Origin of the sequence: Scandinavium sp. (assembly GCF_032012665.1) — a bacterium.
In the GTDB taxonomy this organism is placed as follows: Bacteria; Pseudomonadota; Gammaproteobacteria; order Enterobacterales; family Enterobacteriaceae; genus Scandinavium.
Genome location: NZ_DALZVG010000031.1, coordinates 1 through 20589 on the forward strand (window position 1 = coordinate 1; position 20589 = coordinate 20589).

Annotated in this window: 15 protein-coding genes and 1 tRNA gene; 9 read left to right on the forward strand and 7 right to left on the reverse strand. The window is 54.6% G+C overall.

Annotated elements, in window-relative coordinates:
* From RTU33_RS19190 to RTU33_RS19200, 3 genes are all read right to left on the reverse strand, one after another.
* On the reverse strand, window positions 1-5179 hold a 5179-nt coding region (locus RTU33_RS19190; RefSeq protein WP_312629487.1), incomplete at its 3' end, for a filamentous hemagglutinin N-terminal domain-containing protein.
* Between the two features lie 12 nt (window positions 5180-5191).
* Window positions 5192-6853, reverse strand: a complete 1662-nt coding sequence (locus RTU33_RS19195) for a ShlB/FhaC/HecB family hemolysin secretion/activation protein (protein ID WP_312629489.1) — start codon at window positions 6851-6853, stop codon at window positions 5192-5194.
* Between the two features lie 371 nt (window positions 6854-7224).
* Window positions 7225-7833: a glutathione S-transferase gene (locus tag RTU33_RS19200; RefSeq protein ID WP_312629491.1), complete on the reverse strand. Its 609-nt coding sequence runs from the start codon at window positions 7831-7833 to the stop codon at window positions 7225-7227.
* A 523-nt stretch (window positions 7834-8356) separates the two neighbouring features.
* On the opposite strand from RTU33_RS19200, the gene RTU33_RS19205 reads away from it, so the two are divergent.
* The 3 genes from RTU33_RS19205 (at window position 8357) to mtlR (ending at window position 12132) form a co-directional block, all read left to right on the forward strand.
* Window positions 8357-10279 (forward strand): PTS mannitol transporter subunit IICBA, encoded by a 1923-nt coding sequence (locus tag RTU33_RS19205; RefSeq protein ID WP_312629492.1) that lies wholly within the window; start codon window positions 8357-8359, stop codon window positions 10277-10279.
* 114 nt (window positions 10280-10393) lie between these two features.
* Window positions 10394-11542 (forward strand): mannitol-1-phosphate 5-dehydrogenase, encoded by a 1149-nt coding sequence (gene mtlD / locus RTU33_RS19210; protein WP_312629493.1) that lies wholly within the window; start codon window positions 10394-10396, stop codon window positions 11540-11542.
* Entirely contained in the window at window positions 11542-12132 is a 591-nt protein-coding gene (gene mtlR / locus RTU33_RS19215) for a mannitol operon repressor MtlR (protein WP_312629534.1), read from the forward strand. The genes mtlD and mtlR overlap by 1 nt, the downstream gene beginning before the upstream one ends.
* Before the next feature lie 5 nt (window positions 12133-12137).
* Here the strand turns inward: mtlR and RTU33_RS19220 are convergent, their stop codons facing one another.
* Window positions 12138-12362 (reverse strand): hypothetical protein, encoded by a 225-nt coding sequence (locus tag RTU33_RS19220; RefSeq protein WP_312629495.1) that lies wholly within the window; start codon window positions 12360-12362, stop codon window positions 12138-12140.
* A gap of 271 nt (window positions 12363-12633) precedes the next feature.
* Between RTU33_RS19220 and RTU33_RS19225 the strand changes: the two genes are divergently transcribed.
* From RTU33_RS19225 to RTU33_RS19245, 5 genes are all read left to right on the forward strand, one after another.
* Entirely contained in the window at window positions 12634-12996 is a 363-nt protein-coding gene (locus tag RTU33_RS19225; protein WP_312629497.1) for a YibL family ribosome-associated protein, read from the forward strand.
* 493 nt (window positions 12997-13489) lie between these two features.
* Window positions 13490-15145, forward strand: coding sequence for an L-lactate permease (gene lldP / locus RTU33_RS19230; protein WP_312629498.1), 1656 nt, complete (start codon window positions 13490-13492; stop codon window positions 15143-15145).
* Window positions 15142-15909, forward strand: coding sequence for a transcriptional regulator LldR (gene lldR / locus RTU33_RS19235; RefSeq protein WP_312629499.1), 768 nt, complete (start codon window positions 15142-15144; stop codon window positions 15907-15909). The genes lldP and lldR overlap by 4 nt, the downstream gene beginning before the upstream one ends.
* On the forward strand, window positions 15909-17096 hold the full coding sequence (gene lldD, locus RTU33_RS19240) for an FMN-dependent L-lactate dehydrogenase LldD (protein WP_312629500.1): 1188 nt from the start codon (window positions 15909-15911) through the stop codon (window positions 17094-17096). The genes lldR and lldD overlap by 1 nt, the downstream gene beginning before the upstream one ends.
* Before the next feature lie 515 nt (window positions 17097-17611).
* Window positions 17612-17706, forward strand: a tRNA-Sec gene (locus tag RTU33_RS19245).
* A 53-nt stretch (window positions 17707-17759) separates the two neighbouring features.
* Here the strand turns inward: RTU33_RS19245 and RTU33_RS19250 are convergent.
* Genes RTU33_RS19250 through RTU33_RS19260 form a run of 3 tightly spaced genes read right to left on the reverse strand, consistent with a single transcriptional unit; the run spans window position 17760 to window position 20154 of the window.
* The gene (locus RTU33_RS19250) at window positions 17760-18422 is read right to left on the reverse strand and encodes a hypothetical protein (protein WP_312629502.1); all 663 of its coding nucleotides are present in this window, start codon (window positions 18420-18422) and stop codon (window positions 17760-17762) included.
* Window positions 18419-19975 carry a dGTPase gene (dgt, locus tag RTU33_RS19255; RefSeq protein WP_312629504.1) on the reverse strand — a complete coding sequence of 519 codons (1557 nt, stop codon included), beginning with the start codon at window positions 19973-19975 and terminating at the stop codon, window positions 18419-18421. Before dgt ends, RTU33_RS19250 begins: the two co-directional genes overlap by 4 nt.
* Before the next feature lie 14 nt (window positions 19976-19989).
* The gene (locus tag RTU33_RS19260) at window positions 19990-20154 is read right to left on the reverse strand and encodes a YlcI/YnfO family protein (protein ID WP_312629505.1); all 165 of its coding nucleotides are present in this window, start codon (window positions 20152-20154) and stop codon (window positions 19990-19992) included.
* A gap of 128 nt (window positions 20155-20282) precedes the next feature.
* On the opposite strand from RTU33_RS19260, the gene RTU33_RS19265 reads away from it, so the two are divergent.
* Window positions 20283-20573 carry a SymE family type I addiction module toxin gene (locus RTU33_RS19265; protein WP_312629507.1) on the forward strand — a complete coding sequence of 97 codons (291 nt, stop codon included), beginning with the start codon at window positions 20283-20285 and terminating at the stop codon, window positions 20571-20573.
* Window positions 20574-20589: the final 16 nt, after the last annotated feature.

Below are 20589 nucleotides of genomic sequence, written 5' to 3' on the forward strand. Positions count from 1 at the left end.
CCGGGTTCATGCCGAGCAGCTTATACAGATCGCCAAACAGCGACGGATCGAGCTGACCCAGACCATCAAGTTTTGGGTTAACGGTGATCAGATACGGGCTGTCCGGATCGGTCGACGGCACAAAGTAGCCGTTGTTGCCGGAAGGCAGAGGATAGTTGCCATCCATACCGCCTGAAGCCAGCCCCGTGCCGCCGCCGATAGCCTGGCTGGCGGTGGTGTCTTTCCAGTCCGGACCGGTAATGGCCTGGGTTCCGGCATCCGCCAGCGCCTGCTGGCTTGCGCCACCGCCGATGTTTTGCGCTGAAGGCGTGTTGAGGTTCGGGGCGGCGATGGTGTTACTGATTTTGCCTGCATTGGCTGTGGTGTTGGTGTTGCTGATATCGCTGGCAAAATTGGCGATAACATTGCCACCAGCCTGGATGACGGAGCGGAAGATTTCGCCAAGTTCTGTACTTGAGTCATGTCCTTGAAGCGTAAAAGCAATAGACGTGTTTTCGGGCATAACATCGTGATAATTATTCCCGTCCGTCGGATAACGTCCACCAGGCTCGACTGCGTAGCCATATCGACGTGAATCGTACTGATAAACGAACCAGTCAGTGACCGTACCGGACTGCCAGCTCTGGTTGTTGAGCGTGTTCCCTGTCAGGCTGACATCGCCATTTGCCAGAATATTGCTGGCAAAATTCTCCAGTGAACCTGCATTAATAGTGAGATTTTTGCCGGAGGCAATTCTTGATGCACCTCCATTGCTGGTAACGTCAGTTCGCGTCTGGCTATTGATAAATTTCTGCTCTGCCGAATCGGCATACATCACGTAATAGAATTGATTCCAGTGGATATAGTTACAGGCTCCATGACCATTACACGGCCCAACCTGTCTTTCTGCCACCCGGCTGGTCATGCCGTAAGTACCGTCAGCAAGCTGACTGATATCGACGTTAATCGTCGCATCACCCATGCCCGGAATAGTTTGTGCACCATCGATCTGCGTTGTTTTCGTGGTCAACCCATCCCGCGTATTCAGCAAATGGCCGGTCTTAATCGTGATATCGCCGTTGGTGGTTTCGATATTCCCGGAGGTATTGATTACCTCGGCGTTCGCCGTGCCGCTGGCATCTTTCTGCATCACCAGGTTATTGCCCGCCAGCATATCGCCACGCAGGTTCTGGATACTGTTGGCAAACAGCGAAAGGTTGTTGCCCGCATACAGCAGCGCGGTGTTAACGATCGACCCGGCCGCCGTTAACGCCAGGCTGCCCGCCGTGCCGGTAAAACCGCCGAGAGTGATATTGCCCCGGCTGGTCAGGCTGACGTCTCCGCCTGCCTGCAGGCTGCCGCTGGCGTTCATCGCAATCTGGCTGCCGCTCAACGCCGTGGTGCCGCTGCCTGCGGTCAGCTGCCCGTTGTTGGTCAGCTTGCCCGCCGCGTTCAGCGTGATGCCGTTGCCCTGCAATGTGGCTCCGTTAGTGATATCGCCCTGGCTGCTGATGGCCAGCTGCTTGTTCGCGGCGATAACGCCCTGGGTGGTGAAGCCGTTGGTGAGCTTCAGCGTCAGGTTGCCGAGCGCCACCAGCTGGCCTGCGCCGCTGAGCGAGACCATTTCAGCAAGCATATCGCCGCCGCTGAACACCTTCCCGCCCGCGTTGTTAAAGCTGTTCCCTTTGAGCGTCAAACCCTGATTGCCGAGCAGCGTGCCGGTGTTGGTGATGGTCTGCGCGTTGACGTTTAGCTGTGCGGCCTGGAAGGTGCCGCCGTTGGTCAAACTGTTACCGGTGAGCGTCGCCTGGTTCGCCGCCATCACGGTGCCGTTACTGGCAAGTTTCGCCACGTTCAGCACCAGGTTAGTGGCCTGGAGCCAGCCGCTGCCGCTGTAGTCTGGCGTGGTGAAGGTCAGATCGCCACCGGAGAGAATTTTGCCGCCGTTGCGGGCCTGCGTTGCCGCGCTGAGGGTGGTTTTACCGTTGCCCTGAATGGTGCCGTCGTTGGTCAGCACGGGCGCGGTGAGGCTTAATGCGTTCTGGCTGAGCAGCACGCCGCTGGCCTGGTTGGTCAGGGCATTCAGCAGGGTGAGCGTCAGGCCGCTGTCGCCCTGCACGCGTCCGCTGTTGGTAAGCGAGCTGGCGCTGATTTGGGTATCAGCGCCCTGAAGCTGCCCGCTGTTGCTGATGTCTTTTGCGCTGACGTTAAGCAGCCCGCCGGTCAGCATTTTGCCCTGCTGTTGCAGGTTACCGCTGAGCGCCACGTTCAGGCCGTTGACGCCGCTGATTTCGCCGCCGTTGCTGAGCGAATCGCCTTTCACCTCCAGCGTTTTCGCACTGATTAATCCCTGGTTGCTCAGCGCTTTGCCGGTCAGTCGGGCGTCGCCCAGGGCGGTGATTTTGCTGCCGGTGGCGGCGATAACGTCGCCGCTCAGGGTCAGGGCCAGATCGAGTGCGCTCTGAATCGCACCGCTGTTCTTGAGGCTGCTGCCGTCTAAGATGATGTTCTGCCCCTGAAGCCGACCGCTGTTGGTCACGTCTCCTGCGTTCAGCGTCAGTGATTTCTGGCTCAGCAGGTCTCCGCTGTTGTTCAACGCGCCAGTGCTGTTTAACGCCAGGCCGTTCAGGCCAATAACCGATCCTTTGTTGTCGATGCTGCTCTGGCGCAGTGAAAGCGTATTGCCCTGAAGCGTGCCGTCGCTGGTGAAGGTTGTTCCGGCGAGCGACATTTCACCTGACGAGAGGATGCTGCCGTGGTTGGTCAGCAGGGGCGCGTTCAGCCCGACATTGCCCTGGCTCATCAGATCGCCATTGTTGAGCAGAGAGGCACCCAGCGTAGCGTTGAGATTGCCGGTTGCCAGCACGGAGCCGTTGTTGGTCCAGCTATCCGCCTGAGCGGTGAGGTTCTGCCCCTGGGTGGTCCCGGCGGTATTCAGCGTTTTCCCGCTGAGAGAGAGATCGCCCGCCGTCAGCCAGCGCCCGTTGCTCCCCTGCGAGAGCGTATCACCGGCAAGCGTCAGCGCCCCGGTTCCCTGCAACAGGCCGTCGCCGTTCAGCATGGTCGCTTTGACGTTCAGCGTGTCAGCAATGATTTTGCCCGGGTTGCTGAGAGAGCCTGTGCTTAGCGTTAAACCCTTGTCGCTGGTGATAAGCCCGCTATTGCGGATGTCCGGAATCTCCAGCGTCAGATTTGCGGCGCTGTAGAGGGTGCCGTTCTGCTGGTTATCCAGCTTTTGTGTGCCAATCAGCAATGCGCTTTCGCCCTGCATCAGGCCGCTGTTGGTGAGAGTTTGCGACTGCGTGTTCAGGCTGGAAGCCACGAGCACGCCGCTGTTAGTCAGTTCGGGCGCGTTGAGGTTGAGCGATGCCGCGCTGCTTTTGCCGCTATGGGTGAGTTTTTCGCGGGCGTTCACCGTCATGGCTTTTTGTGCCGCATGCGTTCCCGACAGAGTGGCTTCCCGCGCGCTGAGGCTAAGATTGTTGCCACTCTGAAGCTGTGCGCTCGCCGCTGTGGTGAGCCTGTCGCCCTGAAGCTGAAGATCGCCACCCGCGCTGGTTTCGCCGTCCAGCGTCGCCGTGGCGGTATTCAGCGTCATCGCGGCGTCGCTGCGCGTCACCGAATTTTTGCCGGAGGCCAGGGTCTGCGCATTGACCGTCAGCCCTTTACCACCGGACAGCACGCCGTTCTGCGCGACATCCTGCGCCTTCAGCACCAGAGCATCGTCGCTCACCAGCGAGCCGGTATTGGTCAGCTTCCCGCTGGCGGTGATGTCCGCTTTGCCCTTCGCGCCGGTGCTGCCGCTTTGGGTAAAATCTTTCGTACTGACGGTCAGATTGCCGCCGCTCAGCAGGGAACCCGAATTGCTGAGCATGGAGCTGCCCACGCTCAGGGAAGCCCCCTGAACGGAGCCGCTGTTATTCAGCGTGCCGACATTCAGCTGAGCGCTGTTATGCGCCAGCAGCTTGCCGTCCTGGGTCAGGGTGTTACCGCTTATCGTCAGGTTTTGCCCGGCGGTCATCTGCCCTTGCGTTTGCAGCGTATCGCTGGCTTTAGCCGCGATATCGCGGGCAGCGTTAATCTGGCTGGCGGCATCCTGGCTGATGTTTTTCGCGGTAAGCGTTGCATCGCGTCCGGCGGTCAGCTTTTCACCGGCGTGCGAAATCGTGCCACTGGCGGTCAGTACGAGGTCGCCGTCGCTGTTCAGCGAGCCGTTGCTCAGGGCAATGTCAACCTGGCTGCTCAGCGACATAGTGCCACCGGCTTTATGATCCCCCGTCAGCGCGAGGCTTTCACCTTTGGCGGACAGCGCCCCGCTGGCGAGGCTGTTGTGCACGGTGATTTTGCCATTGGCATCGAGGGTGATGTCTCCCTGGCGGGCATTCAGGTCGCCGAGGTTAACCCCGACGCCCTTCTCGCTGGACACCAGATGAATACGGTTGGCATACATCCCGCCCAGCGCACCGGTATCCACCGCCACCGTGGGAGCGTTGCCTTCGCCCTGCTGCGCCTGCACGCTGCCGTCTGTGCCAACACGGTTGGCCCCGGCAACCACTTTTAAATCCTTAGCATGAATAGCGGCGTTCACTTCGGTTGCGCGTGAAATGATCGACAGCGCATCGCTGCTGCTGGCATCCAGCCCTTGCCCCTCAATGGTGATGCTGCCTTTTTTCACGTCCAGCGCCTGTAAATTGCCGCTGGCGTCAAAGACAGGTTTCCCCGTGGTCAGGGTGGCCTGAGGAGTGTTGATAAACCCGCAGCCGTTACAGGTGATGCCGTACGGGTTGGCGACCATCACGTTCGCCGCTTTACCCGCCACTTCCGTATAGCCCTGAAGCTGTGAACGGTTGCCGCCGGTCACTTCGTTGATGATGCCCTTCGCTTCCTTGCCCGTCTTCAGGTTAGCGTTGCCGCTAATCAGCCCGCCAAGCTGCGTCTGGTTGAGCTTGCCCGTGGCGTTATTGAGGATCAGCCCCTCTTTGCCGACGTTGTAGTCCTTAAACTGGTTGTGCGAAATCCCGGCTCCGTTCGGCGTGGCAATGTTCACGACCGGCACGCCGTTCGCCGCTTTATCCGTGGAGGTATTGCCCGTTGGCGTCAGCGTGGCGGCAACGGCGGGCAGCAAAGGCTGCGTGGCGAGCAGGCCGCTCACCAGGTAGCTGAGCAGACGGTAAGTTAAGCGAACGGGAGGCTGATTCATGACGATAATCCCTTAAAACGCGACGGCAACGCGGTAGTAAACAGTGACGTGATCCGGGCCGAGCCAGTCCGGGTATACGAGAGGCAGCCCAACGGTGAACGCGCTGGAAACGTGGCCATTGGCGGTACTGAGTCCGGCGGCCGAGCCCCAGAGGGTGCCCGCGGAATAGCGATCCAGCCTGTCGGAGTGCAGCCAGCCGCCGTCGAGGGCCGCCAGCGCGCTGACCTGGCCGATGACCGGTAGCGTGAACAGGGTGTAGTTGAGTTCGTTTCGCCAGTAGGTGCCGTTATCGCCGGAAATGGTTTGCTCTTTAAACCCGCGCACCGAGCTTTCGCCGCCGATGGTCATACGTTCGCTGCCGTAGAGGCGGTCCGGCGACCATTGCCCATAGGCGCTCGCCAGCCACCACAGATTTTCAGCCACCGGGCGCTGGAAGCTGGCGTTGAGGCTCCATTTGCGGAACTGCGCTTTCGGTAAATCACCGTTTTTGCTGCCGTCGCTTTCAGCACCGAGCCACGGCATACCGCGGCTGAAGGTCGGGTTAAAGGTTGCCACGCCGCCGAACATCTTCTGGGTGTGGTTCAGGCCAAACAGCAGGCTGGTGAGCTTGCGGCTGCTGCTTTCCAGCAGAACATCGTCGAGATAGTTGCGGTTGATGCGGTGGCTCAGGCCCAGGGAGACGCCCGTTTTGATATCACCGTTACGGAACAGCACGTGCGACAGATTCACGCGGTGCGTTTCGGTATCGCCGCTCGAGCGCCAGAGGTAGCCGTTGTTATCGATAGTGCTGAGGTAGTTATTCCAGCTGTAGCTGTAATCCAGCAGGCTGTAGCCGTAGGGTACGCTGACGCCCGCCGCAAAATTTTGTGCATCTTTTGAATGCGAAAACGCGCTGCTGCGCCCGCCGCTGACGAACCAGCTGTCGGCCAGACCCAGCAAATTGTTACCGGTCAGCCCGCCGTTAATCTGCCCGACGCCCGTGCTTTTTTGTCCACTGTTATCGAAGCTCACGGAGGCCGAAAGGGGAAATTCCGGCGTGGCGGTCAGATGCACCACAGACCAGCCCTGCTTATCAGCCGGCAATATTTCAATCTGAACAGGCGTGGTGCGCGTGCGGTTAATTTGCTCCATGCCTTGTTCAATATCACGCAGGTTAAGAATTTTGCCCTGGAGACCCGGGAAGGCCATTTTCAGCTCGCGCTCTGGCGCGCCGTCCATGCGGATCTTCTCAAGCTTTCCTTCCAGAATGGCTAAGCGTAATTCCCCTGAGCGTAAATCCTGTTCGGTCAGAAAAGCGCGGCTGGTGATATATCCTCTGCTGATGTACCAGTCGGAAACGTTATTAGTGAGTTCATTAATTCGTGCCATATCCAGGCACTGGCCTTGCCAGGGCTGCACTAATTTTTGCTGCTGGCGTTCGTCTATCAGCGTAGAGCCATCCAGCACTATGCGCTGGATGGTAAAACAGGGCCCCGATGGCGTGGCAGGCAGTACCGGCGCTGCCGGGCGGACAATGGGCGTGGCGCGCTCCAGCGACTCTCGCTGTTGCTGGTTCTGCCGCAATAATTGCTGCTGCTGTTGATCGATAGTGTCTCTGTCAGCGGGTGACAAAGGGGCTGCAAACACGGGCTGGCTGACGACCAATAAAGCCCCCAGCAGGCGAAACGCTTTCATCCTGAAATCCTGATAGATATTTTGTTATGCTGTTTTTATTTTGTACGCTCACGGCACATTTCAACACACTCAGACATTATTTGGAATATCTTTATCGGCTTTAAAACAGGCCCAAAAGCCAAACTCATTTAGCCTTAAGATTATTCGCAATGTGATATTTAACCATTGAGCATGAAAATTCTTATATAAGCAAAATCACCCACAATATAACGAAGGGAAATCACCTTAAAAGACAATCAGCCGGGAAAATATATTCTTGCGTGGTGCGTTTTCATTAAGAAAGATCATACATAAACAATAATGTTTATATTCATTTTATGAATATAAAAGAGGGCTGGCTCCCTCTCCGGAAAGAGAGGGAAACCTTCACTTCAGGCTTTAGGCGGCTCGGTGCGGGCAAAGCTGTCGCGCTGGAAGAGGGCTTCCACCAGCCTGACCAGATGCGGTCGAGTGGCGCACCAGCCCGGCGAGATATGACGAAAATTGAGATATCCCACGGCACAGGCGACGGCAATGGTTGCCAGATTCAGCTCATCGGCTTTCAGCGTACCGTCCGCGGCAAATCCTTCCAGCGCGTCCAGACCACGGCTGATTTTCTCGCGCTGGCGAAGAAGCTCGTCGGGGGATTGCTGTGCCGCCGGGCGCGCCTGTTCGCGCACTGAAACCAGCCCGGCGTCCATAATGCCATCGGCAAGGGACTCCAGCTGACGCACGTGCAGCGCGGCTTTGGCATCGCGCGGCACCAGCGCAGGCGCAATATCCAGTAGCTCAATGTATTGCGCAATGATCGGTGAGTCGTACCAGCATTCGCCGTCGTCGGTGACCAGCGCAGGGACTTTCCCCAGCGGGTTATACTTCGCCACGCCGTTTACCGCGTTATACGGCATCTCATTGATAAACTCGAACGCGATGCCCTTCTCCAGCAGGAGAACGGAAATCTTGCGCACAAACGGGCTGGTATAGCTGCCAATCAGTTTCATCACTCTGTCCTTTTCGCCAACAAAAAGAGAATCCTTCAGTATGACCTGGCAGGTTCGGGTTGGCAGTGAAATTGTCATCTTTATGCCAACAATCGGGTGAAGAATAAAAAACGAGGCACTGTAAGGGAGTTACAAGGCGTTGCCCGGTGCGGAGAAGAGTTTGCGCCGGGTCACAATCGGCGTTCTCCGGATGAAAATATATTGTGATTCCAGTCACACATTAACAACAAAGCATCGCCGCATAAATGTGATTAACATCACATTAACAGCCTTGTCGGGGCGATTTTTTGCGCTTAGTACTTTTTTTACACACCCATTTTGTGACGATGATCACTTCAATTACGGCATGACACCCTATATTAACGTGACTTAGATCACACCAAGGGGCGCGCGCTGGACAGTTTATCGATTCAGTGCCAGATTTCGCATCATCTACAGGGTCCGGCTATTTCCGCCGCCAATTAACAAGAAACCTCGGGCTTCATTCCCGCGCGTCAGCAAACACATAAGAAGGGGTGTTGTTATGTCATCCGATTTCAAGATCAAGGTGCAAAGCTTTGGTCGCTTCCTCAGCAACATGGTAATGCCAAATATCGGCGCGTTTATCGCGTGGGGTATCATTACCGCGTTATTCATTCCAACAGGGTGGCTGCCAAACGAAACGCTGGCGAAGCTTGTCGGCCCAATGATTACCTATCTGCTGCCGCTGCTCATCGGTTATACCGGTGGTCGTCTGGTTGGCGGTGACCGCGGTGGCGTGGTTGGTGCGATTACCACCATGGGCGTTATCGTCGGCGCCGATATGCCGATGTTCCTCGGCGCGATGATCGCCGGTCCTCTGGGCGGCTGGGCGATTAAACGCTTCGACGTCTGGGTAGACGGCAAGATCAAGTCCGGTTTCGAAATGCTGGTGAACAACTTCTCCGCCGGTATCATCGGGATGATCCTCGCCATTCTGGCGTTCCTCGGCATTGGTCCTGCGGTTGAAGTGCTGTCCAAACTTCTGGCGGCGGGCGTTAACTTCATGGTTGCCCACGACATGCTGCCGCTGGCATCCATCTTTGTTGAACCGGCGAAAATCCTGTTCCTCAACAACGCCATCAACCACGGTATCTTCTCGCCGCTGGGCATTCAGCAGTCTCATGACCTCGGCAAGTCCATCTTCTTCCTGATTGAAGCGAACCCGGGTCCGGGTATGGGCGTCCTGCTGGCGTACATGTTCTTCGGTCGCGGTAGCGCGAAACAGTCCGCAGGCGGCGCGGCTATCATCCACTTCCTGGGCGGTATCCACGAAATTTACTTCCCGTATGTGCTGATGAACCCACGTCTGATCCTGGCCGTTATCCTCGGCGGTATGACCGGCGTGTTCACCCTGAGCGTGCTGAACGGTGGCCTGGTGTCTCCGGCTTCCCCAGGTTCTATCCTGGCAGTACTGGCAATGACCCCGAAAGGCGCATACTTCGCCAACATCGCGGCTATCTTTGCAGCCATGGCGGTCTCCTTCGTGGTCTCTTCCATCCTGCTGAAAACCAGCAAGGTAAAAGAAGAAGACGATATCGAAGCGGCAACCCGTCGTATGCAGGACATGAAAGCCGAGTCTAAAGGTGCAGCATCGCCGCTGACGGCGGGCGATGTGACCAACGATCTGAGCCACGTGCGCAAAATCATCGTTGCCTGCGATGCCGGTATGGGCTCCAGCGCAATGGGTGCAGGCGTGCTGCGTAAGAAAGTCGCGGATGCGGGTCTCACCAACATCTCCGTTACCAACAGCGCGATCAACAACCTGCCGCCGGACGTCGACCTGGTGATCACTCACCGCGACCTGACCGAGCGTGCAATGCGCCAGGTGCCGCAGGCTCAGCACATCTCGCTGACCAACTTCCTCGACAGCGGCCTCTACACCAGCCTGACCGAGCGTCTGGTGGCGGCACAGCGTCATGAAGATAACGAAGTGAAAGTGCGCGAAACCCTGCAGGGCAGCTTCGAGCAGGACGACAGTCATCTGTTCAAGCTCGGCGCGGAAAACATCTTCCTCGGCTGCAAAGCCTTCAGCAAAGAAGAAGCCATCCGCTTCGCCGGTGAGCAGCTGGTGAAAGGCGGCTATGTTGAGCCGGAATACGTGGAAGCAATGCTGGAGCGTGAAAAACTGACCCCAACCTACCTGGGTGAGTCCATCGCGGTTCCACACGGCACCATCGAAGCCAAAGACCGTGTGCTGAAAACGGGTGTGGTATTCTGCCAGTACCCGGATGGCGTGAAGTTTGGCGATGAGCCGGACGACATTGCCCGCCTGGTCATTGGTATCGCGGCCCGCAATAACGAACACATCCACGTCATCACCAGCCTGACCAACGCGCTGGACGATGAATCCGTTATTGAGCGTCTGGCAACCACCAACAGCGTTGCAGAAGTGCTGGCCCTGATTTCCGGTAACAAAGCCGGGTAAGTTCTCCCTCCCTCTTCTCGTGCTCCGCGCGGGGAGAGGGTTCGGGTGAGGGGAATCACTCGCCGTCCCTCACCCGAGCCCTCTCGGGTAAAAACATTGATGAAGGTTAACACTATGAAAGCATTACATTTTGGCGCAGGTAATATCGGACGTGGCTTTATCGGCAAACTGCTGGCCGATGCAGGTATTACGCTGACGTTCGCCGATGTGAATCAAGTGGTGCTGGATGCCCTGAATGCGCGTCATAGCTATCAGGTGCATGTGGTCGGTGAAAACGAGCAGGTGGAGACCGTCTCCGGCGTGAACGCGGTCAGCAGCATCGGCGACGATGTGGTTGATCTGGTTGCCCAGGTCGACCTGGTAACCACCGCCGTCGGCCCGGTTGTGCTTGAGCGCATCGCGCCGGCGATTGCCAAAGGCCTGGCGAAACGTAAAGCCGCGGGCAACGACGTGCCGCTGAACATCATCGCCTGTGAAAACATGGTGCGCGGTACCACGCAGCTGAAGGGCCACGTTGAAGCCGCACTGGCAGAAGAAGATAAAGCGTGGGTTGCAGAGCACGTGGGCTTCGTTGACTCCGCCGTTGACCGCATCGTGCCGCCGTCAGAGTCCGCCACTAACGACCCGCTGGAAGTGACCGTGGAAACCTTCAGCGAATGGATTGTCGACAAGACCCAGTTCAAAGGCGCGCTGCCAAACATCCCCGGCATGGAATTAACGGATAACCTGATGGCATTTGTGGAACGCAAACTCTTCACCCTGAACACCGGGCATGCTATAACCGCGTACCTCGGTAAGCAGGCGGGCCATCAGACCATCCGCGACGCCATTCTTGATAACAACATCCGTGCCGTAGTGAAAGGCGCGATGGACGAGAGCGGCGCGGTGCTGATCAAGCGTTACGGTTTTGATGCCGATAAACATGCCGCCTACATCCAGAAAATCCTCGGTCGCTTTGAGAACCCGTATCTGAAAGATGACGTTGAGCGCGTGGGCCGCCAGCCGCTGCGTAAGCTGAGCGCGGGCGATCGCCTGATTAAGCCGCTGCTCGGTACGCTGGAATACGGCCTGCCGCACGACAATCTGGTGAAAGGCATTGCCAGCGCGATGCACTATCGCAGCGAACAGGATCCGCAGGCACAGGAACTGGCTGCGCTTATCGACGAGAAAGGCCCACAGGCCGCACTGGCGCAGGTCTCCGGACTGGATGCCAACAGCGATGTGGTCGCTCAGGCGGTCGCGGCCTATAAAGCGAGCGCATGATGCAGGACCCGGTGCTGCTCATTGAGCAGCACCTCAACAAAAGATTGTCAGATATGCAGGCAATAATGGAACAAACGCAAGCCTTTGAAAACCGTGTGCTTGAGCGTCTGAATGCTGGCAAAACCGTACGAAGCTTTCTGATCGCCGCCGTTGAGCTGTTAACCGAGGCGGTGAACATGCTGGTGCTTCAGGTCTTCCGCAAAGACGATTACGCGGTGAAATACGCAGTGGAACCGTTGCTGGACGGCGAAGGTCCGCTGGGCGATCTGTCGGTGCGCCTGAAGCTTATCTACGGCCTCGGCGTGATAAGCCGTGCGGAGTACGAAGACGCCGAGCTGCTGATGGCGCTGCGCGAAGAGCTGAATCACGACGGCAGCGAATACGCTTTCACCGACGATGAAATTCTGGGGCCCTTTGGCGAACTGCACTGCGTTAGCGCCCTGCCGCCGCAGCCCGTTTTTGACACCAGCGATGCCGAATTCTACGCCATGCAAAAACAGCGCTATCAGCAGATGGTTCGCTCAACGATGGTGCTCTCCCTCACAGAGCTGATTTCACGGATCAGCCTGAAAAAAGCCTTTCAGAAGTAATACGTTCAGCTCTCGCTTTCGCTCTCTTCCTGCTCGCACATCGGTTTATACAGGTTCCTGTAATAGTCCAGTCGTTCACGAAACAGTGCGGCTTTTTCCTCCGGAATTTGTTCAGGGACGCGGTTAATGCGTGGGGATTTTTTCAGGTACTCCATAAACGCCTGGCTGGAGGCCATGAAATCCACCGCTTTATCGAGGATTCCCGGTACGTTCTCGCCCAACTTAGCCATCACACACCTCCTTTACGGTTGTCTCCTTTAAGACTGGCCAACCCCCCTCGCAGACGTTGGGGAAAATGTGCTTTTTTGTGTGGTTAAGAGGCAAAAATGCGATCGCGCAGACACTTCACAAATTAAACTTATTTTTCAATATCTTATGCATGATGCTTGCGCATTAAAGCCCGGCGTAATCGTTCGAATAGCGATAATTGACTATCAGGAACGACGCTCACCGCGCATACTATTGAGCATTGAACCCCTTTTACTGATTAAAACCGCAACCATGAAAGAAATCGAAAAGAACGAAATCAAACGCCTGAGCGACCGCCTGGACGCCATCCGCCACCAGCAGCCAACCCTTTCTCTGGTTGATGATGCCGAGAAGTACGCCGAACTCGAAAAAGAGAAAGAGACGCTGGAAACCGAAATCGCCCGCCTGCGCGTAGTGCATACTCAGAAGCTGAGCAAAGAGGCGCAGAAGCTGGCAAACCTGCCGTTCCGCCGCGCCATCACTAAAAAAGAGCAGGCCGATATGGGCAAGCTGAAGAAATCCGTCCGAGGTCTGGTGGTGGTTCACCCGATGACCGCCCTGGGCCGCGAGATGGGCCTGCAGGAAATGACCGGGTTTGCGAAGACGGAGTTCTGATTTTCGCTGGAGATAAAATCCCCCTCACCCCGGCCCTCTCCCCAAAGGGGAGAGGGAGAAATACCTGCCCGACTCAATCCCCCGACCCCTTTTTTGTTCCTGGCTCCTTTAGGGAATCCAATACCCTGTCATTCAGCGCCCCTCCTGCGCTGAGTGCTTAACGCTGCACCATTCCGTTCCCTCGTCCTGCCGGGAAAAGGGCTTAGCGCCGCACCATTCAGTCCCCTCGCCCCTTTGGGGAGAGGGTTAGGGTGAGGGGCTCAGATTGCCACCATCAAATTGGCCCTACCAATCCCAACCTAATCTGCCCATCCCTTCACAGAACCCGCAACTCAAGAAACATATGCATTGCTTAAACGCAACATATGATTAACCATTCGTTGGCATTACCCTCACATCACAATATTGGCAGGACCACTTTTACATAATGTATGACGCAGAGCTGAACGCAGATTCACCTGCCTCAACGCAGAGTGGTTCTCTGGAGACCTGCATGAACCTCTGGCAACAAAACTACGACCCTGCGGGCAATATCTGGCTATCGAGCCTGATCGCCGCTCTGCCTATCCTCTTTTTCTTCTTCGCGCTGATTAAGCTCAAGCTGAAGGGCTACGTCGCCGCGAGCTATACCGTCGCCATCGCGCTGGTTGTCGCGCTGCTGTTTTACAAAATGCCGGTGGATCATGCCCTGGCCTCCGTGGTTTACGGCTTCTTCTATGGGCTGTGGCCAATCGCGTGGATCATTATCGCCGCCGTTTTCGTCTACAAAATCTCGGTGAAGACCGGGCAGTTCGACATCATCCGCTCATCAATTCTGTCGATAACGCCAGATCAGCGCCTGCAAATGCTGATCGTTGGCTTCTCCTTCGGGGCGTTTCTGGAAGGGGCCGCAGGCTTTGGCGCACCGGTGGCGATTACCGCTGCGCTGCTGGTCGGCCTTGGTTTTAATCCGCTTTATGCCGCTGGCCTGTGCCTGATTGTGAACACCGCCCCGGTTGCGTTTGGCGCGATGGGCATTCCGATTCTGGTCGCAGGACAGGTCACCGGGCTCGACAGCTTTGAAATCGGCCAGATGGTGGGCCGTCAGCTGCCGTTCCTGACAATCATCGTGCTGTTCTGGATCATGGCGATTATGGACGGCTGGCGCGGCGTGAAGGAGACCTGGCCCGCGGTGATCGTCGCAGGCGGGTCATTTGCCATTGCTCAGTACCTCAGTTCTAACTTCATCGGCCCGGAGCTGCCGGACATCATCTCCTCGCTGGTGTCTCTGGTGTGCCTGACGCTGTTTCTCAAGCGCTGGCAGCCGGTGCGTATTTTCCGCTTCGGCGATGTGGGCGCTTCGCAGGTCGACATGACGCTGGCACGTACAAAATACACCGCCGGGCAGATTATTCGCGCCTGGTCGCCGTTCCTGTTCCTGACCGCGACGGTGACAATCTGGAGCGTGCCACCGTTTAAAGCGCTGTTCGCCCCGGGCGGTGCGCTGTACGACTGGGTGGTCAATATCTCCGTCCCGTTCCTCGACAAAATGGTCGCCCGCATGCCGCCGGTGGTTCACGAAGCTACGCCGTATGCAGCCGTCTATAAGTTTGACTGGTTCTCCGCTACCGGCACCGCCATCCTGTTCGCCGCACTGCTCTCCGTGGTCTGGCTGCGCATGAAGCCGAAAGATGCGGTGGTCACCTTTGGCCACACGCTGAAAGACCTGGCGCTGCCGATTTACTCCATTGGCATGGTGCTGGCGTTCGCGTTTATCTCTAACTATTCCGGGCTGTCGTCAACGCTGGCGCTGGCGCTCGCCCATACCGGCAGCGCATTCCCGTTCTTCTCGCCGTTCCTCGGCTGGCTCGGCGTGTTCCTGACCGGGTCTGATACCTCATCGAACGCACTGTTCACCGCACTTCAGGCGACGGCCGCCCAGCAGATTGGCGTTTCAGACGTGCTGCTGGTTGCCGCAAACACCACCGGCGGCGTAACCGGAAAGATGATTTCACCGCAATCCATTGCCATTGCCTGTGCGGCGGTGGGGCTGGTCGGGAAAGAGTCTGACCTGTTCCGCTTTACGGTCAAACACAGCCTGATTTTCACCTGTATGGTGGGCGTGATTACTACGCTTCAGGCCTACGTCTTAACCTGGATGATCCCATGATAGTGATACCCCGGCGTCTGTCAGACGAGGTTGCAACCCGTGTGCGGACGCTGATTGAAGAACAAGGGCTGGAGGCGGGGATGCGACTCCCCGCCGAACGCCAGCTCGCACAACAGCTTGGCGTCTCCCGCAACTCGCTGCGGGAAGCGCTGGCGAAACTGGTCAGCGAAGGGCTGCTGATAAGCCGTCGCGGCGGCGGAACCTTCGTGCGCTGGCAGCACGAACCCTGGTCGGAACAGAACATCGTCCAGCCGCTAAAAAGCCTCCTCGCCGACGACCCGGACTACAGTTTCGATATCCTCGAAGCCCGCCACGCCATAGAGGCCAGCACCGCCTGGCATGCTGCCCTGCGCGCCACCGAAGCCGATAAAGAGAAAATCCGCCTCTGCTTTGAAGCCACCCTGAGCGACGATCCGGATCTGGCCTCTCAGGCCGACGTGCGCTTCCACCTCGCCATCGCCGAAGCCTCACACAACGTGGTGCTGCTCCAGACCATGCGCGGGTTCTTCGACCTGCTGCAATCGTCCGTGAAGCAGAGCCGCCAGCGGATGTATCTCGTGCCGCCCGTTTTCGCGAAGCTCACCGAACAGCACCAGGCGGTGCTGGATGCCATTCTGGCGGGCGATGCCGAAGGGGCACGCCAGGCGATGATGGCGCACCTCGGCTTCGTTCACACCACCATTAAACAGTTTGATGAAGATCGGGCTCGCCAGGCGCGGATCACCCGCCTGCCCGGCGACCATAATTCAAGGGAGAACCACTGATGATCATTTCAGCCGCCAGCGACTACCGCGCCGCTGCCCAACGTATCCTGCCGCCGTTCCTGTTTCACTACATCGACGGCGGCGCGTACAGCGAACACACTTTGCGCCGCAACGTTGCCGACCTTTCTGAGGTGGCGCTGCGCCAGCGCGTGCTGAAGAACATGTCTGAGCTGAGCCTCGAAACGAAGCTCTTCAATGAGACGCTCTCCATGCCGGTTGCGCTGGCACCTGTCGGGCTGTGCGGCATGTACGCCCGTCGCGGCGAAGTGCAGGCCGCGGGCGCAGCGGACGCCAAAGGCATTCCGTTTACGCTCTCCACCGTCTCCGTCTGCCCGATTGAAGAAGTCGCCCCGACGATTAAGCGCCCAATGTGGTTCCAGCTCTACGTTCTGCGCGACCGTGGCTTTATGCGCAACGCACTGGAGCGCGCCAAAGCAGCGGGCTGCTCCACGCTGGTCTTTACGGTGGATATGCCCACGCCGGGCGCGCGCTACCGCGATGCCCATTCCGGGATGAGCGGCCCGAACGCTGCGCTGCGCCGCTACTGGCAGTCGGTGATGCATCCGCAGTGGGCATGGGACGTAGGCGTAAACGGACGCCCGCACGATTTAGGCAATATCTCCGCCTATCTTGGCAAACCGACGGGGCTGGAAGATTACATCGGCTGGCTGGCGAACAACTTCGATCCGTCGATTTCCTGGAAAGACCTCGAATGGATCCGTGAATTCTGGGACGGCCCGATGGTGATCAAAGGGATCCTTGACCCGGAAGACGCGCGCGACGCGGTGCGCTTCGGCGCAGACGGCATTGTGGTGTCAAACCACGGTGGCCGCCAGCTGGACGGCGTGCTCTCCTCCGCACGCGCCCTGCCAGCCATCGCCGACGCGGTAAAAGGGGATATCGCCATCCTCGCCGACAGCGGTATTCGAAACGGCCTCGACGTGGTGCGCATGATTGCGCTTGGTGCAGACAGCGTGCTGCTGGGCCGCGCGTACCTGTATGCGCTGGCAAGCCAGGGCCGCGCGGGCGTGACCAATCTGCTGAACCTGATTGAGAAAGAGATGAAGGTGGCCATGACGCTCACCGGCGCGAAATCCATCGGGGAAATCTCGCGGGATTCGCTGGTGCAGGAAGCGAAGCATCTGGCCGCCTCACTGGCACCTGTTGCGCGCGGAGATGCGGCTTAGCTTTTATGCAGGCTGATGCCCTCTCCCCAACCCTCTCCCACGGGAGAGGGAGTCAGAACCCTTGGCTGCACAACTTTATACCCGCTCCGATCTATCCCCTCTCCCTTGAGGGCGAGGAGGCCAAAAGTCCCTGGCTGGCACGATCTTATACCCTCTCCGATCTGTCCCCTCGCCCCTTTGGGGAGAGGGTTAGGGTGAGGGGAACATGCAAAACCGTTTGGCGAATATTCTCCTCCCTCCTTCTCCCACGAGAAGACAAATCACAGCGTAAACGGCGGTGCATCCAGCAGCCAGATGCGTTCGCGCACGTCGCACTGTGACTACGTCGAACACCTGCAACGGGCAGATAAGATTCATGCGAAGAATGTGTAAAAATGTAACTCGCGGATTTTGTGGAGGTTTATGTCAGAGGTGATGATTTGCTACACAGACAGGCGAAATATTTACATCAAAGAGTGGGGTAACTGCCTGAAAGTAGCTATAATGCGCCCGCCTCCATGTAGCAATCGAGGCGCGGAAGGTCGTCGTCTCCGGTGAGGCGGCTGGACTTCAAATCCAGATGGGACCGCCAGCGGCCCCGGGCAGGTTCGACTCCTGTGATCTTCCGCCAAAATTTAATCTAAACTTATATCTATCTTCAAGAAAAAATTAATATAAAAACCTTTAATATAATAGGTTAAAAGTACTCCCATTGCTTTGCCCATCATGAAACCCTAAAGAATTAAGAACACCAACATGTGTAGGATATTTTTTATATTGAGATGTATTTTTGCTCCACCTCAATGAAGAATACCCAGCTAATATTCTGTGTCCAACCCATCGATCATCTATTATTTTAGAAGATCCTGGTATATTTAGAAGTAATAAACTCCCCATAAATTTTATCCACTCAGAATAGGTCAAGAGTCTATTACCGTAGGCGTGATATGATCTTCCGCTACTGTAAATCTGAAATTCCATATTCCAATATGAACAAAACTCTCTAAATGAATACTCCAGCGACTTGCTGTCTTTACCACCAAAATCTATCAACGGAAGATAATACTCATTATTATAATCATGTATGTTTGAGTTAAGCGACAGCTCCTGCCCATCCTCAAGATCAATCAACATATCAAATAGACTTGATCTGTCTAATGCTCGGATAGGTATTTTAAAAATTTCCCTATCATCTTCAAAAGAATGTGGTTTATATCTGTATTTACTAAATGTTAACTCAGCATTCAAGGTTAAAACATTCCAACGCTGATAGGCATTCATAAGATCACAGACCCAAAGAATAGGATGTCTATTAATTTTAATATGCCCGGATATACGCTCATTCATTTAACATGTATCCCTTTCAGCAATTGGTAAACTTCCATTGAAAATTGGTCTGTCATGCCAGAAACAAAATCAATGATCAAATGTGTCCTTAAGTGCCATTCTTTTTCTTTAGACTCAGCATTATACATTTTACTAAAATAATTATCTGACCAATTTTTATCCCGAACAGAAATCTTAGAAATAGATGCCTTATATGCATTCAAATGCTTTTCTGGTAATCTATTAAAAAGTCTTCTTTCGATATGAAGATTTTTTTCATTAATAAACTTTACATCATTAATCAATAAAGCATAAAATTCATCTTTGGTTAGAGATAAAACTTTTATATATTCATCCAAAATTCCTTTTATTATTGCAAATCCGGATAATTCAACTTTCTCTGCATCATATGAAGTAAAAAGGTATTTTGAGGTATATTTCTTCAGAGTTTCAAGCAAATCATATTCTATTGTTTCTTTTGAAATCAATGTATTTGTAATACCAAGATCCATGTAGTCATAATATTTGTCGACAAAAATCCTTGAAACCTTCTCGACTAAATAGTTAGACAATACCGTTTTAAAGGAAAGAAAATTGCTGATGGGTAATATTTTGTCCTTGTGAGTAAGGGATTTAATAAGAACATTGCAAATACTGTTCCTCCCTTTATATTTTAACTTTACAAGCTTGAGTTCAGAAATAACAAAATCGGCAAATTCTCTTCTGTCAATAATTCCTTTTTCTATCCCATCCTCAATATCGCTAATGCAATATGAAATATCGTCCGAGGCTTCCATTAAAAAACTTAAAGGATGCCTTTTATTTCTTTCGATACCAAGGTCGTTCCAGGTACTATAAATTATTTCCTTTTCAGAATCAAAATAGCCTATTTTCTTACTAAACGGCGGTTTCGGCTCCATATCTTTTGCTTTTTCACTTGGGCTATATGTATACTTCAAAAACGCAGCTAATTGGCTATATGTTAGATTGAGTCCATTAAGACCATCTTCGCCTTGCAGTTTTGTTAGTATTCTAAACCCTTGTGGATTACCATCAAAAAGTGAGAAATCATCCAATAAATACTCATATTTTGAGAGTTCTTTTTTACTTTTCCTTAAATTAAAAGACGAAGAAATTGCCATTTTAATATTTTCTGCCGTAGCCCATTCCTTGATAGCGGCTTCGCCAAAATGGCCAAATGGTGGATTACCAATATCATGAGCTAAACATGATATCTCGACCATATTTGCAATCGCAAGACTGTTCTGCGCCCAACACTCTTTTTCATTTCTCTTAATATGTCTGGCATTAATTACCATATTTGTAATAGTAGCAACGATATAACGACCGATATGAGAAACTTCAATTGAATGGGTTAATCTAGAGCGAACTGCTGAATTGCTTTCTAATGAAAAGACCTGTGCTTTCTGTTGCAACCGCCTAAAAGCAGCTGAGTAAATTAACCTTGCACGGTCACTTTGTGTAGCGGCCAACAATCGTGTATGTGCAACTTGTATTTTCGAATGCTTCGATGTTGATTCACGATGCCGATTTGTAGACAGATATTTTTGCATTTCCATCCCTCAATTCACTGAGTATTTTCTAGTTTAAATTTACAAGCCTCTTTCACCCACTTACTGAAATTCCCCTTTCCAGCTGCTTTCTCAATCTGTTCTAAAAGCTCATCTTCAAAGCGGATGTTCTTCATGGTGCTTTTTTTACGGTCGAATTCGGCTTTCTTTTTTTCTTGCATGGTAGGTACCACTTAGGCTAGGTTATGTTCACATGGTACCTACCACATGAAATCTATTTTCTGTCGATGCCTGGCAGTGCGGGAACACTCTCAGGCATCTAACCGCACCAACTATCAAGGAGTTGATTATGGCTGAAAAGCATTCTACCTCAGACCGTTCGGTAATCGGAACCACACGCAGGCTCATTGTGGGATATCGCCCACGAAGTAAGGATCGTACTACGCCGAATCTGGTGATTTGCGGCAAGTGGATGCACGAAGCAGGATTCAATATCGGGCACCCTGTTGCGGTGAAAGTGATGGATGGCTGCATTGTTCTGATGGCCGACAGCCTGAAAGAACAGAGGCTGATTGAAGAGTTGCGCGAATCAAACAGAGCTCTGGCGGACATTCAACAAAGGCTGGCTGCGGTTAAGTAATTTCTTACATAAACGG

Excerpts from the sequence above, each read along its gene's own strand:
- RTU33_RS19195 (WP_312629489.1), bottom strand. The coding sequence starts at position 6,853 with ATGAAAGCGTTTCGCCTGCTGGGGGCTTTATTGGTCGTCAGCCAGCCC.
- RTU33_RS19200 (WP_312629491.1), bottom strand. The coding sequence starts at position 7,833 with ATGAAACTGATTGGCAGCTATACCAGCCCGTTTGTGCGCAAGATTTCC.
- RTU33_RS19205 (WP_312629492.1), top strand. The coding sequence starts at position 8,357 with ATGTCATCCGATTTCAAGATCAAGGTGCAAAGCTTTGGTCGCTTCCTC.
- mtlD (WP_312629493.1), top strand. The coding sequence starts at position 10,394 with ATGAAAGCATTACATTTTGGCGCAGGTAATATCGGACGTGGCTTTATC.
- mtlR (WP_312629534.1), top strand. The coding sequence starts at position 11,542 with ATGCAGGACCCGGTGCTGCTCATTGAGCAGCACCTCAACAAAAGATTG.
- RTU33_RS19220 (WP_312629495.1), bottom strand. The coding sequence starts at position 12,362 with ATGGCTAAGTTGGGCGAGAACGTACCGGGAATCCTCGATAAAGCGGTG.
- RTU33_RS19225 (WP_312629497.1), top strand. The coding sequence starts at position 12,634 with ATGAAAGAAATCGAAAAGAACGAAATCAAACGCCTGAGCGACCGCCTG.
- lldP (WP_312629498.1), top strand. The coding sequence starts at position 13,490 with ATGAACCTCTGGCAACAAAACTACGACCCTGCGGGCAATATCTGGCTA.
- lldR (WP_312629499.1), top strand. The coding sequence starts at position 15,142 with ATGATAGTGATACCCCGGCGTCTGTCAGACGAGGTTGCAACCCGTGTG.
- lldD (WP_312629500.1), top strand. The coding sequence starts at position 15,909 with ATGATCATTTCAGCCGCCAGCGACTACCGCGCCGCTGCCCAACGTATC.
- RTU33_RS19250 (WP_312629502.1), bottom strand. The coding sequence starts at position 18,422 with ATGAATGAGCGTATATCCGGGCATATTAAAATTAATAGACATCCTATT.
- dgt (WP_312629504.1), bottom strand. The coding sequence starts at position 19,975 with ATGCAAAAATATCTGTCTACAAATCGGCATCGTGAATCAACATCGAAG.
- RTU33_RS19260 (WP_312629505.1), bottom strand. The coding sequence starts at position 20,154 with ATGCAAGAAAAAAAGAAAGCCGAATTCGACCGTAAAAAAAGCACCATG.
- RTU33_RS19265 (WP_312629507.1), top strand. The coding sequence starts at position 20,283 with ATGGCTGAAAAGCATTCTACCTCAGACCGTTCGGTAATCGGAACCACA.